Here is a 13,621-nt window from a genome sequence, read left to right on the forward strand (position 1 = left end):
TATTTACCATTTTTTTCGCTTCGACACCTTCAACCGGTTCATCGCCCTTGAAAGCGAAGCCTGTGTCCGGTAATATTCCTGTATACTCTGTTTCTGGCGAAGCTTTTCTTCTGCATACTCCATCTGCTCCTGGGCAAGTCTGGCATCGATATCCTCCGGTTTCTCTGCCGTCTGCACCAGCATCGTCACACGGTTGTTGACGATCTCAAGGAATCCGGCTCCGACCGCAAGGTTCACCCATTCGCCTTCTTCAAACTGAAGCATTGCCTCACCGATCACCACAGCGATCACCATATTTTCATGGTGCGGAAGAATTTCCATTCCACCGCCGTCCGGTACCGGCACGATCATCTTTCTGCAACGTCCTTCATAGAATACCCGGTCACTGGAAATGATTTTAAGTCCAAATGTATCCATACCTGGCACCTCTATTCTGCTTTTTCAGCCTTTGCCTTCTCGATGACTTCATCAATCGTTCCTACATTGAAGAATGCATTCTCCGGATACTCATCCATTTCTCCGTCGAGGATCATCTTAAATCCTCGGATCGTCTCTTTCAGAGGTACATATTTTCCCGGAACTCCGGTAAATGTCTCTGCAACGAAGAATGGCTGGGAGAGGAATTTCTGAATTTTTCTTGCTCTCATAACCGTTGCCTTGTCTTCATCGGAAAGCTCTTCCATACCAAGAATTGCGATGATATCCTGCAGCTCTTTGTATTTCTGCAGAACCTCTGTTACACGGTTTGCAACTTCATAATGTTCTTCTCCGACAATATCCGCCTCAAGAATACGGGAGTTAGATTCCAGTGGATCAACTGCCGGGTAAATACCCTGTTCTACAACCTTACGGGAGAGTACGGTTGTTGCATCCAGATGAGCAAATGTAGTTGCCGGAGCCGGGTCTGTAAGGTCATCGGCAGGGACATAGACAGCCTGTACGGATGTGACAGAACCATTCTTTGTAGATGCGATCCTCTCCTGCAGTTCACCCATTTCAGTTGCCAGTGTCGGCTGATAACCTACGGCTGATGGCATACGTCCAAGAAGTGCGGATACTTCGGAACCTGCCTGTGTAAAACGGAAAATATTATCAATGAAAAGAAGCACATTCTGATGTTCTTTATCACGGAAATATTCAGCCATCGTAAGTCCTGTCTCAGCGACACGCATACGTGCTCCAGGTGGTTCGTTCATCTGACCAAACACTAAGGCTGTCTTATCCAGAACTCCGGATGCTTTCATTTCTGTCCAGAGGTCGTTACCTTCACGGGAACGTTCTCCAACACCGGTAAAGATGGAATATCCGCCGTGCTCTGTGGCTACGTTACGGATCAGTTCCTGGATCAGTACAGTCTTACCTACACCGGCACCGCCGAACAGACCGATCTTACCACCTTTTGCATAAGGTGCAAGCAGGTCGATAACCTTGATCCCAGTTTCCAGGATTTCTACAACCGGGCTCTGGTCTTCAAATGACGGCGGATCTCTGTGGATCACCCAGTGTTCGGTATCTTCTTTGATTTCTTCGCCATTGTCGATGGTTTCTCCAAGTACGTTGAACAGACGTCCAAGGGTCTGCTCTCCAACCGGTACTTTAATTCCAGAACCGGTAGCGGTTACTTCCATGTCCTTGCAAAGTCCTTCACTTGCTGCCAGCATCAGACAACGAACCTCATCATTTCCCAGATGCTGCGCAACTTCCATAATACAGGTTTTTCCGTTGTTCTCCACCTGCAGGGCATCTTTGATGCGCGGCAGATTTCCGTCTTCAAATACAACGTCAACAACTGGTCCCATGACCTGTACAATACGTCCTTTATTCATACCTGTTTTCACTTCCTTTTCCGTTTCTGGGCTTTGGCGCCTGCACAAACCTCAGTAATTTCCTGTGTGATCGCAGCCTGCCTTGCCCTGTTATATATAATAGAAAGATCTTTGATGATTTCCTGCGCGCTGTCTGTTGCTGATTGCATTGCTGTCATTCGCGCATTGTGTTCGCTTGCATATGCCTCTACCAGACATCCATAGATCATACCAACCACGTAGTTTGGTACGATGCTGTCCAGAACCGCCTCTGCTGATGGATAAAGCGCGATCGCCTCTCTATGGATGTTAAGCGGCATTTTCATTTCATTAAATGAAGATCTCTCAAGCGGCAGGATCTTCATTTTTTCAACCGTTGTCAGCATCGAATTTTCCATTCTGGTGTAAACGATGTAGACCTCGTCCAGTTCACCTCTCCCATACTGGGAAAGAATCACTTCCGCGATATCTCTTGCCCTGTGCATGGTCGGTTTCTGCACAGTATAGAGGAAATTGGTGTCAATTTCCACACCCTTATTCGCATAATAGTGTCTGCCAAGCTCACCGACTACGAACAGCTTATGCTCTCCCGGTTCCTCCAGGATCTCATCCTCCACCTTGACAATGTTGTGGTTGTAAGCTCCTGCAAGTCCTTTATCCGCAGTAATGACAATGGAACCTATCTTTCGTTTCTCTTTTGGAATCTCTTCACGCACATCAAAATACCGGTGCTCGATCTCAGGAATATGCCTCAGGATTCTGGAAATCTCTCCCTGAAGTCCGTAAAAGTACGGCTCTGAATCTGTCAGCTTTTTCTTCGCCTGTCTCATCTTGGTAGACGAGATCATATACATGGCGTTCGTGATCTTCATCGTATCTTTGACGCTGTTGATTCGAGTCTGTATTTCTCTGATATTTGCCATATTAACACCTGCTGTCTTTGAATTCCTTCGCTGTTTCCACAATCTTTGCAGCCAGTTCATCGGACAGAGCCTTTGTCTGCTCAATCTCTTCACTGATTTCCGGATGAACTGTTGCAAAATAATTCAGCATATCCATCTGGAATTTCTTAACCTCTTTTACCGGAATTCCCAGAAGCACTTTATTTCGTGCTGCGCAGAGGGTGATGACCATCTCATGCATGGACATTGGATGTCCGAGTGGCTGTTTCAGAAGTTCCATCAGACCAGATCCATATTCCAGCTGTTCCTTTGTTGCTGCATCCAGATCGGAACTGAACTGTGTGAATACTTCCATCTCACGATACTGTGCAAGATCGATACGGATACTTCCGGCTGCCTTCTTCATTGCCTTTGTCTGTGCTGCACCACCAACACGGGATACGGAAAGACCTACGTTAACCGCCGGTCTCATTCCTGAGAAGAACAGATCACTTTCCAGGAAGATCTGTCCATCTGTAATGGAAATGACGTTGGTCGGAATGTATGCAGATACATCTCCTGCCTGTGTCTCGATGATTGGAAGTGCTGTGATCGAACCGCCTCCCATTTCATCACTTAAACGGCTTGATCTCTCAAGCAGTCTTGAATGCAGATAGAAAACATCTCCAGGATAAGCTTCACGTCCCGGTGAACGTCCAAGAAGCAGGGACAGCGCACGGTATGCAACTGCGTGCTTTGAAAGATCATCGTAAACGATCAGGACATCTTTTCCTTTATGCATGAAATGTTCTGCGATCGCGGTTCCTGCATATGGTGCAATATACTGAAGCGGTGCACAGTCACTTGCTGTTGATGCTACTACGATGGTGTAATCCATTGCGCCGCCGTTTTTAAAAGTATTGACAACCTTTGCGATCGTTGATGCTTTCTGACCGATTGCTACATAGATACAGATGACATCCTTACCCTTCTGATTCAAAATCGTGTCTGTAGCAATGGAAGTTTTTCCTGTCTGACGGTCTCCAATGATCAACTCTCTCTGTCCACGTCCGATCGGGAACATAGAATCGATAGAAAGGATTCCTGTTTCCATTGGAACGCTGACGGATTTACGGTCTACAATTCCTGGTGCTTCATTTTCAATCGGTCTGTAATCTTCTGCTTCGATTTCTCCCGCTCCGTCAATCGGAGCTCCAAGTGCATTTACGACACGTCCGATAAATTTATCGCCAACCGGTACTCCGGCTTTCTTTTTGGTACGCATCACTTTCGTACCTTCTTTGATCTCTACATCTGATCCGAACAGGATGCAGCCGATCGTATCTTTCTGAATGTCCTGAACCATACCTTTCAGTCCATTTTCAAATGTCACGATTTCTCCGTACATTGCATGCTCTATTCCATAGATATTTGCAATTCCGTCACCGACAGAGACAACCGTACCGACCTCGCTGTCTTTACTGATCTGATCAAAGTTCTCTATTTCATTTTTCAGAATAGAAATAATTTCATCTGAGCTAATTGAACTCACTTTGTTCACCTCCAGGTCAATTTTTGCTCTAATCTCGATAATCTTCCTTTCAGACTCCAGTCATATTCATCATCACCGGTCTTTAAGATAAATCCGCCAAGTAATGCCGGATCTTTGACTATCTCAATCTTCACATCTGTCTTATGGTACTTCTCACAAAGAAATTCTCTGATTTTCTCAAGCCGCTTTTCATCTGGTGCTTCCACACAGGTAAGCGTTGCCATCTGGATTCCTTCCTGCATTTTACAGTATCTGTCATAAGCAAAAAGAATCTGACTGATCTCGCTCATTCTCTGATTACGGCATACAACCTTGAGAAAGTTTTTTATTTCTTCCGGGAAAATCTTGTCGATCGAACTTAATTTTTCCCGCATCGGTACCACCGGACTTGCAAATGTTTCTTCAAGCACCGGTACTTCTTCAAAAAGCTTTTCAGTCTCTCCTACCGCTTCTTTTGAAATTCCAAGCTCATATAAAACACGTGCATACTGTTTTGCCGAAGGGCTACAGCAATACTCTTTATTTAACCTCTTCATTGACATGAGCATCACCTGCACCTTTCAGAAACTGATCATATATATCCTGATTTCCTTTTGTGTCATCCACAATCTTACGTGCTGCCTGCATTGCCAGTCCTGCGATCTCACTTTGCAGATCATTCATGGTCTGTTTGCGTTCATTTTCGATCGTCTCTCTGGCATCTTTCAGGATTCCTACGGCTTCCGTATTGGCTTCCTGAAGGATACGCTCTGATTCTCCGGCTGCAGTTTTCTTAGCTTTTTCCACGATCTGAATAGATTCTGCCTTTGCTCCTTCCAGAGCCTTTTCATATTCCGCTTTCAGTCTCGCCGCTTCTTCCTGACTATCACTGGCATTTTTCAGTCCGTCAGCAATCATTTTTTCACGTTTTTCCATAATTCCCATTACTGGTTTGAATAAGAATTTTTTCAGCAAAAGATAAAAGACAATCAGGTTGATGATCGTAAAGAGAAGGCTTACATTAAACTGTATCACCTGTCCCACCTGCCTTTCTTTATTTTACTTTTCTTATTTCAGCATTAAGATGATGAGAAGTCCGATGATGAAACCGTAAATAGCGGTTGCCTCGGCAAGTGCACAGCCAAGGATCAGGTTCTTGCTGATCTTGCTTTCTGCTTCCGGCTGTCTTGCGATCGCGTCTACTGCTTTACCTGTTGCCATACTGATTCCGAGTCCTGCTCCTAAACCTGTTAAAACTGCTACTGCTGCTCCAATTGCTACTAACATAATCTTAATCTCCTTTTTTTCTTATAGATTTTTGTTTCTTCTGTCATTTTTGGGTTATTCCTGCTCCTCATTCATGAAAAGTGCTGTCAGGAATACGAATACATATGCCTGCAGGAATCCATCGAAAATATCGAAGTAAAAACTAAATGGTATCGGGATAAGAACCGGAGCTACTGCTTTTAAAAGCTCCATGATAACAAACGCTCCCAATACATTACCGAACAGACGCATGCAAAGTGATAATGGTCTGATCACAATCTCCAGAACCATAATTGGTGCTACGAATGGTACCGGCTTTGCAAAATGCGCCGCCCAGTGTTTAAATCCATTCTTCCGGATTCCGGAAAATTCAATCAGGCACATACTCATGATTGCAAGTGCTGCTGTTACATTGAGGTCTTTTGTCGGTGACTTAAATCCGAACAGACCAATGATATTGGCTATCCCAATATAGATAAGCACTGTAATCAGATACGGAATATATTTCCTGTTTTCTTTTCCCATGATGTCTTCAAAGAAGTCCAGTCCTTTTCCTATTGCGGATTCCAATAAAAGCTGAACCTTTCCCGGATTTTCAACGCTCAAGCTCCGGACAAATATGATACAAAGTCCTACGATTACCGCCATGATGATCCAGGTAACTACGACCGACTCTTTTACCGGTATTCCGCCGAATATCGGGATCGTAAACACCGTCTCGCAGTTCAGCTCTTCTAACAGAGTCTCTGTTAAATGTTCCGTATCGCTCCCTCCCTTTCGTTTTATTTATTCTTATTTTAGAGTACTTTTTAGAGTGTCCTCTAAAAGTCATGCTTATATTACGCTCACACTTTTTCTTTGTCAATATTTTCAGCTTTTGTAGATTGTACAGTAAAAAAACCAATTTTTTTATCTATTTTCACCATCTTCATCTATTTTTCTTTTATTTTCTTTAGCTGTTTTTACTTCTATTTTTTGACACTTTTTTTAGTTTGTAGCATTCGAGATTCTTTTTTGACGGATTTTGTGCTTTTGTACAGTTGAATTTTTGGCATTTTTTACAATTATTTTCTTTTATTTTTATGCACTATGTATAGTGACTATGTCGAATATATATATGGTGGGATGGTTATTTTGTTTTTGGAAATGAAGAGTTGATTTGGACTTGCGCTATCACTATTCCGCACTTGATCCATTAGATAAAAAAAGGACTCAAACTGAGTCCTTCAAGTTACAGGGGATGACAGAATCGAACTGCCGCTAAGAGTTTTGGAGACTCCTGTCATACCATTTGACCAATCCCCTATATGAAATTGTTGATTGCTGAAGCAACCATGGACTATATTAACACAATGGCTGCTTCCTGTCAATCATTTATTCAATATTTTCTTTGCATCCTTTGCAAATAATTTCTTCGCGCAGGTTTCACTTACAGATCGCCCCTGCTGATCTGATCGATCTTTTTCAGCTCTTCCCGGGTGAACTTCGTATTCTGCACAATCTCCACATTCTGAATGATCTGCTCCGGTCTGGACGCTCCGATCAGCACACTGGTCACATCCTCATCTTTCAGGATCCAGCTCAGTGCCATCTGCGCAAGAGACTGTCCTCTCTCACCTGCCATCTTATTCAGTGCCTCGATCTGCGCAAGCTTTTCTTTCGTCAGTGCATCGGCATGAAGAAATCTTCCATCCACAGCAATCCGGCTGTCTGACGGGATTCCGTGCAGATATTTATCTGTCAGAAGCCCCTGTGCCAGCGGACTAAATGCAATGATTCCTTTTCCCATCTGGTTCGCCGTCTTTTTCAGACCGTTCTGTTCAATCGTCCGGTCAAAAATGGAATACCGGTTCTGGTTAATGACAAACGGACATTTCAGATCTTCCAGAATCTCCGCTGCACGTACCATTGTCGGACCATCATAATTAGAAATTCCGACATAAAGTGCCTTTCCACTCTTTACGATGGAATCCAGTGCACCCATCGTTTCTTCCAGCGGGGTATTCGGATCCATTCTATGATGATAGAAAATATCTACATAATCCAGCCCCATTCTCTTCAGGCTCTGGTCAAGGCTTGCGATCAGATACTTCCTGCTTCCCCAGTTCCCGTAAGGTCCCGGCCACATATCATAGCCTGCCTTGGTGCTGATGATCATCTCGTCCCTGTATGGTGCAAAGTCTTCTTTTAAAATCTTTCCAAAATTCGTCTCAGCACTTCCGTATTCCGGTCCATAGTTATTCGCAAGATCAAAATGGGTGATTCCCAGATCAAATGCTGTCCTGCACATTGCCTTCATATTCTCCGGATCCGCATTGGTTCCAAAATTGTGCCAGAGTCCTAAAGAAACTGCCGGCAGTAAAAGCCCACTTTTCCCACAACGGTTATATACCATGGTATCATATCTCTCAGATGATGCTGTATACATAATTCATTTCCTCCTTCATTATCTCTGAAATGAAACTTTACTATTTCTTTTACAGATTTCTCCTATCAGATAGGATACCTTTTTCCTGCATAAATGTCCAGTAAATCCCGGCATCTGCCCTTTTTTCTGCCAGAAAACGGGATTTTTTTGTAATCGGCAGCCGAAAATTACATCTGTCTCAGAAGATTAACCATTTCGATTGCAGAAAGTGCACAATCATATCCCTTATTTCCACCTTTACTTCCGGCTCTTGAAATTGCCTGCTCGATATTTTCAGTCGTGATCACACCAAATAATACCGGCACTCCGGTTGCAAGTCCGACCTGTGCGATCCCTTTGGATACCTCATTGCAGACATAATCATAATGCGTCGTGTCTCCACGGATCACTGCTCCCACACAGATCACCGCATCATACTTTCCGGATGCCGCCATTTTAGAAGCTGCTGTCGGAATCTCAAATGCTCCAGGTACCCATGCTGCCGTTATGTTTTCATCTTCCACGCCATGGCGTACCAGCCCGTCTACCGCACCACCAAGTAGTTTATTAACAATAATCTCATTAAATCTTGAAGCAACAATTCCTACTTTCATTCCTTCTGGTGCTACTACTTTTCCTTCTAATACGTTGATCTGTTTCATGTTTTTTTCCTCCTGTAATTAAAGCGTTTCTTCTATAATAAATACTGTTTATTCTCTTTTTACTTGAATTGGATTTCTTTAAAGATATGTCCCATCTTTTCCTGCTTCGTCTTCATATAAAATGCATCAAATTTCTGCGGTGCTATTTCAATCGGTACTCTCTCATGGATTGCAAGCCCGAAACCGGAAAGTCCATATACCTTCTCCGGATTATTTGTAAGAAGCCGGAGTGATTTTACTCCCAGATCCGATAAAATCTGAGCCCCTACCCAGTATTCCCTAAGATCCGGTGCAAATCCCAGACGGATGTTGGCTTCCACGGTATCGTATCCCTGTTCCTGAAGTTCATACGCTTTCAGCTTGTTGATCAGACCGATTCCCCTTCCCTCCTGTCGCATATACAGAAGAACTCCTCTTCCTTCTCTCTCGATCTGCTGCATCGCCGACTGCAGCTGCTTTCCACAATCGCAGCGGAGAGATCCGAAAGTATCGCCGGTCAGGCACTCGGAATGTACACGGCACAGAACATCTTCCCCATCGCCAATCTCACCTTTCACCAATGCCACATGATGTTCACCGGTGATGTCATTCACATACCCATAAATCTGAAATTCTCCATACTGGGTTGGCATCTTTGCACATGCTTCCCTTACGACATGTTTTTCATGGATCCTGCAGTAATCCTGCAGATCTTTGATCGTAATAAATTTCAGGTCGTACTTCTTCGCCAGCTTCCAGAGATTCTCTGTCCGCATCATCGTTCCGTCCTCTTCCATGATTTCACAGCAGATTCCACATTCTTTCAGTCCGGCAAGACGCATCAGATCAACCGTTGCCTCGGTATGACCATTTCTTACCAACACACCTCCATGCCTTGCCACCAGCGGAAATACATGCCCCGGTCTTCGAAGGTCCTGCGGTTTCGTTCCTTCTTCTGTCAGGCTGCGCATAGTATATCCGCGCTCTGCTGCTGAAATTCCCGTTGTCGTATCCACATGGTCAACGGATACCGTAAATGCAGTCGAATGGTTATCTGTATTTTCGGAGACCATCTGTGAAAGCCCAAGCCGTCCGGCCAGCGCTGCACTCATCGGTGTGCAGATCAGCCCTTTCGCATGGCATGCCATAAAATTGATATTCTCCTGGGTTGCAAATTCCGCCGCGCAGATCATATCCCCTTCATTTTCCCGGTCCGGATCATCCGTTACCAGAACGATCCTTCCCTGGCGTAATTCTTCAAGTGCCTCTTCTACGCTATTGTATTGATACTGTTTCTCCATTTGTTACTTCCTCCTGTCCGATCATAACTCATTTTTATCCTGTTCTTCTTTGTACTCTCCATTTCAATCCCGGAATTTCTTCGCATCAAATTCCATACTCCTCTAATAATTCCATGGTAAGTCCTCCACATTTTCCAGCCGGTTCCGATGGTGTAAGAAACTTTTTAATATACTTCCCTACAATATCATTTTCCAGATTCACCCTGTCCCCAGCTTTTTTCTTCAGCAGCGTGGTTTCCTCTCCGGTATGAGGAATGACTGATACCTGAAAGCTTTTTTCATTTACTTCTGCCACTGTCAGACTGATCCCATCAATACAGATTGAACCTTTTTCTACGATCAGTTCCAGAATCTCCGGCGTTGTCCGGATTTTTACCCATACTGCATTTTCTTCCTTTCTGAGTTCTTCAATCATTCCGGTCCCATCAATATGCCCTGCAACGATATGTCCGCCGAATCTGCCATCTGCCGCCATCGCGCGTTCCAGATTCACTTTTTCACCGATCTTTGTGTCACCGAGGTTGGTTCTTCGCACCGTCTCCGCCATCACATCTGCGGTAAATCCATCTTTTTCCAGGGAAACCACCGTCAGGCAGACACCATTTACCGCAATACTGTCTCCGATCCTGGTTCCACCGAGTACTTTTTTTGCCCGAATCGCAATCTTCCCGGATGATCCAGAAAGTCGGAGTGACCGGATGGATCCGGTTTCTTCTACAATTCCTGTAAACATTTACATTTCCTCCAAAACCTTATACTCTGCCAGAATATCTTCTCCAACCTGCGAGATTCTCGTAAGCTGTAGCTTTATGGCATCGTCTACTTTCTCAACTCCAAAGCCTTCCACCGGAGTCTTGCCGCCTCTTCCGCCAAAAATTTTCGGTGCGATAAAGGCTTTCACCTCATTTACGATACCGGATTGCAGGGCATCCTCATTTAAAGTTCCACCGCCTTCAATAAGTACACTGTCAATTCCCATCTCTCCAAGCTTTCTCATCAGAAGCTGCAGATTGATCTCCCCCTTTTCTGAAGGAACTCTGAGAAGCACGACTCCAAGCTTTTCCAGACTGCGTTTTTTCTCTTCTAAAGAAATCGCATTCCCCTTTTCACCGGCATATGCAACGATCGTCCGGTATCTCCCTGCTGTCTGGCAGATCTGACTGTCCACCGGAATCCTGAGCATACTGTCACAGATAATTCTGACCGGACTTTTCTTTCCCTCCAGACGCACATTCAGCATCGGATCGTCTGCCAGAACCGTTCCTATTCCTGCCATGATTCCCATATAGTTATGGCGCATCTCATGTACCAGATTTCTTGCTTCCTCACCGGATATCCATTTTGATGCTCCTGTTTTTGTCGCAATCTTTCCATCTGCTGTCATTGCATATTTCATAACTACATATGGCAGTCCTGTTGTGATATAGTGGAAAAAAACCGGATTTAACGCATCACATTCTTCGCGCAGAAAATCCTCTTCCACCTGGACACCTGCCTCGCGCAAAATCTTTGCTCCTTTACCGGACACTTTCGGATTCGGATCTCTCGATCCAATCACAACCCGTGCGATCTTCTGTTCCAGAATCGCTTCCGTACACGGTGGTGTCTTCCCATAATGGCAGCACGGCTCCAGCGTCACATAAAGTGTTGCTCCCTCGGCGCTTTCTGTCAGGGATGCGATTGCGTTCCGTTCCGCATGAAGCTCACCACATTTTTCGTGATACCCTTCCCCGATAATGCTTCCATTCTTTACGATCACGGCACCAACCATCGGGTTTGGATTTGTCCATCCACGTCCTTTTTTTGCCAGTTCAATTGCACGGCGCATGTAAAATTCATCTGTCATTTTTTCTCCTTTCTCATCTCTCCCGGAAAAACCCCCGGGAAATGTACTTTACTGAACGGTTTAGATCTATCGGATAATTTTCCTGTGAAAATGTTTTTTCCACTTAACCGGAAGTTCCTGTGAAATACGAAAACCCTGACAGCTTTTTTCCTGTCAGGGTTTTCTTTTATTGGTTGTATTTCTGTAGATCCTGCCGTATCTGCAGGAGACCTTCTATCCTGAAAACTTTATTTCCCGGTATAGAAAAAACGCTCTGAAACGATTCACATTCCAGAGCGTTTTACTTTCTTTATTCCTGTAGATATGATAGAGAATCTTTCTATCAGCAACGATCAACTTCTTCCATCCAGACTTTACTGTCGGCACTGGAATCTCACCAGTTCATACCTTACGGCTCGCGGGCTTTACCGCCGGTGGGGAATTTCGCCCCGCCCTGAAGCATTATTTAGTTTTACAAACCTTACTATAGCACGGTAACGCAGTAATTGCAAGATTATTTTTTCGACAAACCAGTATGTTTATGCTATTCTTATATGGAGATATCAGAGTCCGCTTATTACCAGGCTGGTACAGATGGTTATTTCATTTAATCTGGCTTTAAGAAAGATGAGGAATTCAAAAACATGTTTCATAAATTTTTAAAATACATTTCCCAGAGTATTTCCGGAATGATCGGTGTCTCCGTCTACATTCTGGCAGATACCTTTTTTATCTCTTACAAATGCGGTGCAGATGGACTTGCTGCCCTGAATCTGATCCTGCCGGTGTTCGGTCTGGTCTTCGCAATCGGTTCGATGATCGGGATCGGTTCTGCCACACGCTACAGTATCAGTACCGCCAAAGGTGCACCTTCGGACTACTATTTTACCCAGTCCATCTTCTGGTGTCTCATATGCAGCATTCCTTTTATGCTCACCGGAATCTTCATTCCGCATAAAGCACTTGCACTTTTAGGAGCAGATGCCGGGCTCATCCGGCTTGGACGTAATTATATGCGTATCGTCCTGCTCTTTACCCCGTTTTTTATGTCAAACTATACCTTCACGGCATTTGCGAGGAATGACCATGCGACCTCTATCGCCATGATCGGTTCCATTTCCGGAAGCTTCTTTAATATTTTATTTGACTATATTTTCATGTTCCCTTTGAATCTTGGATTTCTGGGGGCTGCACTTGCAACCGCTCTTTCACCGGTTGTGACGATGCTGGTATGTTCGACACATTATCTTGGAAAGAATAACCATGTAGAGTTTCACTGGCGCAAGCCCTCTCTTCGCCGGATCATCGGATGCTGCCAGCTTGGTGTTTCTGCATTTTTTGCTGAAATTTCTTCCGCTGTCATTACGATTATATTTAACATGCTGATCCTGCGCATTGCGGGAAATATCGGGATCGCAGCCTACGGCGTAGTTGCAAATATTTCATTGGTCGCAATGGCGATCCTAAACGGACTTGCCCAGGGTGCACAGCCGCTGATCAGCCAGAGTTACGGAAAGGGTGAACATGATCTAGTCCGTAAATTTCTCAACTGGTCTCTTGCTGCAGCACTTCTAATCGAGCTTGTGATCGTTGTACTGATCTACGGATTTACGGATACCTTTATCAGTATCTTTAACAGCGAACATAATCTCCAGCTGCTTGCTTACGCCCATACTGGTCTTAGGCTTTATTTCCTGGGCTTTTTAGTCGCCGGTATCAATATTGTGCTGGTTGCCTATTTTTCCGCAATCGACCGGGCACGTCCTGCCGTCCTTGGTTCTGTTATGCGCGGCATTATCGCAATTGCTTTCTGTGCGATTCTGTTCTCACAGATTCTGGGGCTGAATGGAATCTGGCTTTCCTTCTTAGGATCAGAAATCATCACATTTTTTGTGATTCTGATTTTCCGGAAATCTTGATTTTGTAATTGACAATTTTTCTTTTATCATGTATATTTTAATTAT

The 13,621-nt window shown here is 44.4% G+C and carries 14 protein-coding genes, 1 tRNA gene and 1 riboswitch; of the genes, 1 reads left to right on the plus strand and 14 read right to left on the minus strand.

Annotated elements, in window-relative coordinates; translation table 11 throughout:
* Positions 1-3: 3 nt before the first annotated feature.
* The 14 genes from atpC to ribD form a co-directional block, all read right to left on the minus strand.
* On the minus strand, positions 4-417 hold the full coding sequence (gene atpC, locus PGU50_RS07425; RefSeq protein ID WP_117556897.1) for an ATP synthase F1 subunit epsilon: 414 nt from the start codon (positions 415-417) through the stop codon (positions 4-6).
* Positions 418-428: 11 nt separating this feature from the next.
* Entirely contained in the window at positions 429-1,826 is a 1,398-nt protein-coding gene (gene atpD / locus PGU50_RS07430; RefSeq protein ID WP_117556895.1) for a F0F1 ATP synthase subunit beta, read from the minus strand.
* Positions 1,827-1,834: 8 nt separating this feature from the next.
* Positions 1,835-2,728 carry an ATP synthase F1 subunit gamma gene (gene atpG, locus PGU50_RS07435; protein WP_118217476.1) on the minus strand — a complete coding sequence of 298 codons (894 nt, stop codon included), beginning with the start codon at positions 2,726-2,728 and terminating at the stop codon, positions 1,835-1,837.
* A gap of 1 nt (position 2,729) precedes the next feature.
* Complete coding sequence (gene atpA, locus PGU50_RS07440; RefSeq protein WP_022220892.1) at positions 2,730-4,238, minus strand: F0F1 ATP synthase subunit alpha; 1,509 nt, start codon at positions 4,236-4,238, stop codon at positions 2,730-2,732.
* Between the two features lie 5 nt (positions 4,239-4,243).
* The gene (gene atpH / locus PGU50_RS07445) at positions 4,244-4,774 is read right to left on the minus strand and encodes an ATP synthase F1 subunit delta (RefSeq protein ID WP_330614332.1); all 531 of its coding nucleotides are present in this window, start codon (positions 4,772-4,774) and stop codon (positions 4,244-4,246) included.
* Entirely contained in the window at positions 4,758-5,252 is a 495-nt protein-coding gene (atpF, locus tag PGU50_RS07450) for a F0F1 ATP synthase subunit B (RefSeq protein WP_270246562.1), read from the minus strand. Before atpF ends, atpH begins: the two co-directional genes overlap by 17 nt.
* Positions 5,253-5,285: 33 nt before the next feature.
* Entirely contained in the window at positions 5,286-5,504 is a 219-nt protein-coding gene (gene atpE, locus PGU50_RS07455; RefSeq protein WP_270246563.1) for an ATP synthase F0 subunit C, read from the minus strand.
* Between the two features lie 54 nt (positions 5,505-5,558).
* Positions 5,559-6,224 (minus strand): F0F1 ATP synthase subunit A, encoded by a 666-nt coding sequence (locus PGU50_RS07460; protein WP_081445281.1) that lies wholly within the window; start codon positions 6,222-6,224, stop codon positions 5,559-5,561.
* Between the two features lie 493 nt (positions 6,225-6,717).
* Positions 6,718-6,788 (minus strand) — tRNA-Trp (locus tag PGU50_RS07465).
* Between the two features lie 124 nt (positions 6,789-6,912).
* Positions 6,913-7,911 carry an L-glyceraldehyde 3-phosphate reductase gene (gene mgrA, locus PGU50_RS07470; protein ID WP_270246564.1) on the minus strand — a complete coding sequence of 333 codons (999 nt, stop codon included), beginning with the start codon at positions 7,909-7,911 and terminating at the stop codon, positions 6,913-6,915.
* Between the two features lie 167 nt (positions 7,912-8,078).
* Positions 8,079-8,552, minus strand: coding sequence for a 6,7-dimethyl-8-ribityllumazine synthase (ribH, locus tag PGU50_RS07475; RefSeq protein ID WP_117556889.1), 474 nt, complete (start codon positions 8,550-8,552; stop codon positions 8,079-8,081).
* Between the two features lie 59 nt (positions 8,553-8,611).
* Positions 8,612-9,832 carry a bifunctional 3,4-dihydroxy-2-butanone-4-phosphate synthase/GTP cyclohydrolase II gene (locus PGU50_RS07480; protein ID WP_195255361.1) on the minus strand — a complete coding sequence of 407 codons (1,221 nt, stop codon included), beginning with the start codon at positions 9,830-9,832 and terminating at the stop codon, positions 8,612-8,614.
* Between the two features lie 85 nt (positions 9,833-9,917).
* Entirely contained in the window at positions 9,918-10,565 is a 648-nt protein-coding gene (ribE, locus tag PGU50_RS07485) for a riboflavin synthase (protein ID WP_117556885.1), read from the minus strand.
* Positions 10,566-11,678 (minus strand): bifunctional diaminohydroxyphosphoribosylaminopyrimidine deaminase/5-amino-6-(5-phosphoribosylamino)uracil reductase RibD, encoded by a 1,113-nt coding sequence (ribD, locus tag PGU50_RS07490; protein ID WP_270246565.1) that lies wholly within the window; start codon positions 11,676-11,678, stop codon positions 10,566-10,568.
* Positions 11,679-12,008: 330 nt separating this feature from the next.
* Positions 12,009-12,123, minus strand: a riboswitch (FMN riboswitch).
* 178 nt (positions 12,124-12,301) lie between these two features.
* Here ribD and PGU50_RS07495 point away from each other — a divergent pair.
* Positions 12,302-13,576 carry an MATE family efflux transporter gene (locus PGU50_RS07495; protein ID WP_270246566.1) on the plus strand — a complete coding sequence of 425 codons (1,275 nt, stop codon included), beginning with the start codon at positions 12,302-12,304 and terminating at the stop codon, positions 13,574-13,576.
* The last annotated feature ends 45 nt before the right edge of the window (positions 13,577-13,621 follow it).

It is taken from the genome of Coprococcus sp. AM11-30B (assembly GCF_027674365.1).
Classification (GTDB): Bacteria; Bacillota; Clostridia; order Lachnospirales; family Lachnospiraceae; genus Allocoprococcus; species Allocoprococcus comes.

Bases quoted from the DNA above. Each gene is read 5' to 3' on its own strand.
- PGU50_RS07480 (WP_195255361.1), bottom strand. From the start codon at position 9,832: ATGGAGAAACAGTATCAATACAATAGCGTAGAAGAGGCACTTGAAGAA.
- atpC (WP_117556897.1), bottom strand. From the start codon at position 417: ATGGATACATTTGGACTTAAAATCATTTCCAGTGACCGGGTATTCTAT.
- mgrA (WP_270246564.1), bottom strand. From the start codon at position 7,911: ATGTATACAGCATCATCTGAGAGATATGATACCATGGTATATAACCGT.
- atpE (WP_270246563.1), bottom strand. From the start codon at position 5,504: ATGTTAGTAGCAATTGGAGCAGCAGTAGCAGTTTTAACAGGTTTAGGA.
- atpD (WP_117556895.1), bottom strand. From the start codon at position 1,826: ATGAATAAAGGACGTATTGTACAGGTCATGGGACCAGTTGTTGACGTT.
- ribH (WP_117556889.1), bottom strand. From the start codon at position 8,552: ATGAAACAGATCAACGTATTAGAAGGAAAAGTAGTAGCACCAGAAGGA.
- atpG (WP_118217476.1), bottom strand. From the start codon at position 2,728: ATGGCAAATATCAGAGAAATACAGACTCGAATCAACAGCGTCAAAGAT.
- ribD (WP_270246565.1), bottom strand. From the start codon at position 11,678: ATGACAGATGAATTTTACATGCGCCGTGCAATTGAACTGGCAAAAAAA.
- PGU50_RS07495 (WP_270246566.1), top strand. From the start codon at position 12,302: ATGTTTCATAAATTTTTAAAATACATTTCCCAGAGTATTTCCGGAATG.
- ribE (WP_117556885.1), bottom strand. From the start codon at position 10,565: ATGTTTACAGGAATTGTAGAAGAAACCGGATCCATCCGGTCACTCCGA.
- atpH (WP_330614332.1), bottom strand. From the start codon at position 4,774: ATGAAGAGGTTAAATAAAGAGTATTGCTGTAGCCCTTCGGCAAAACAG.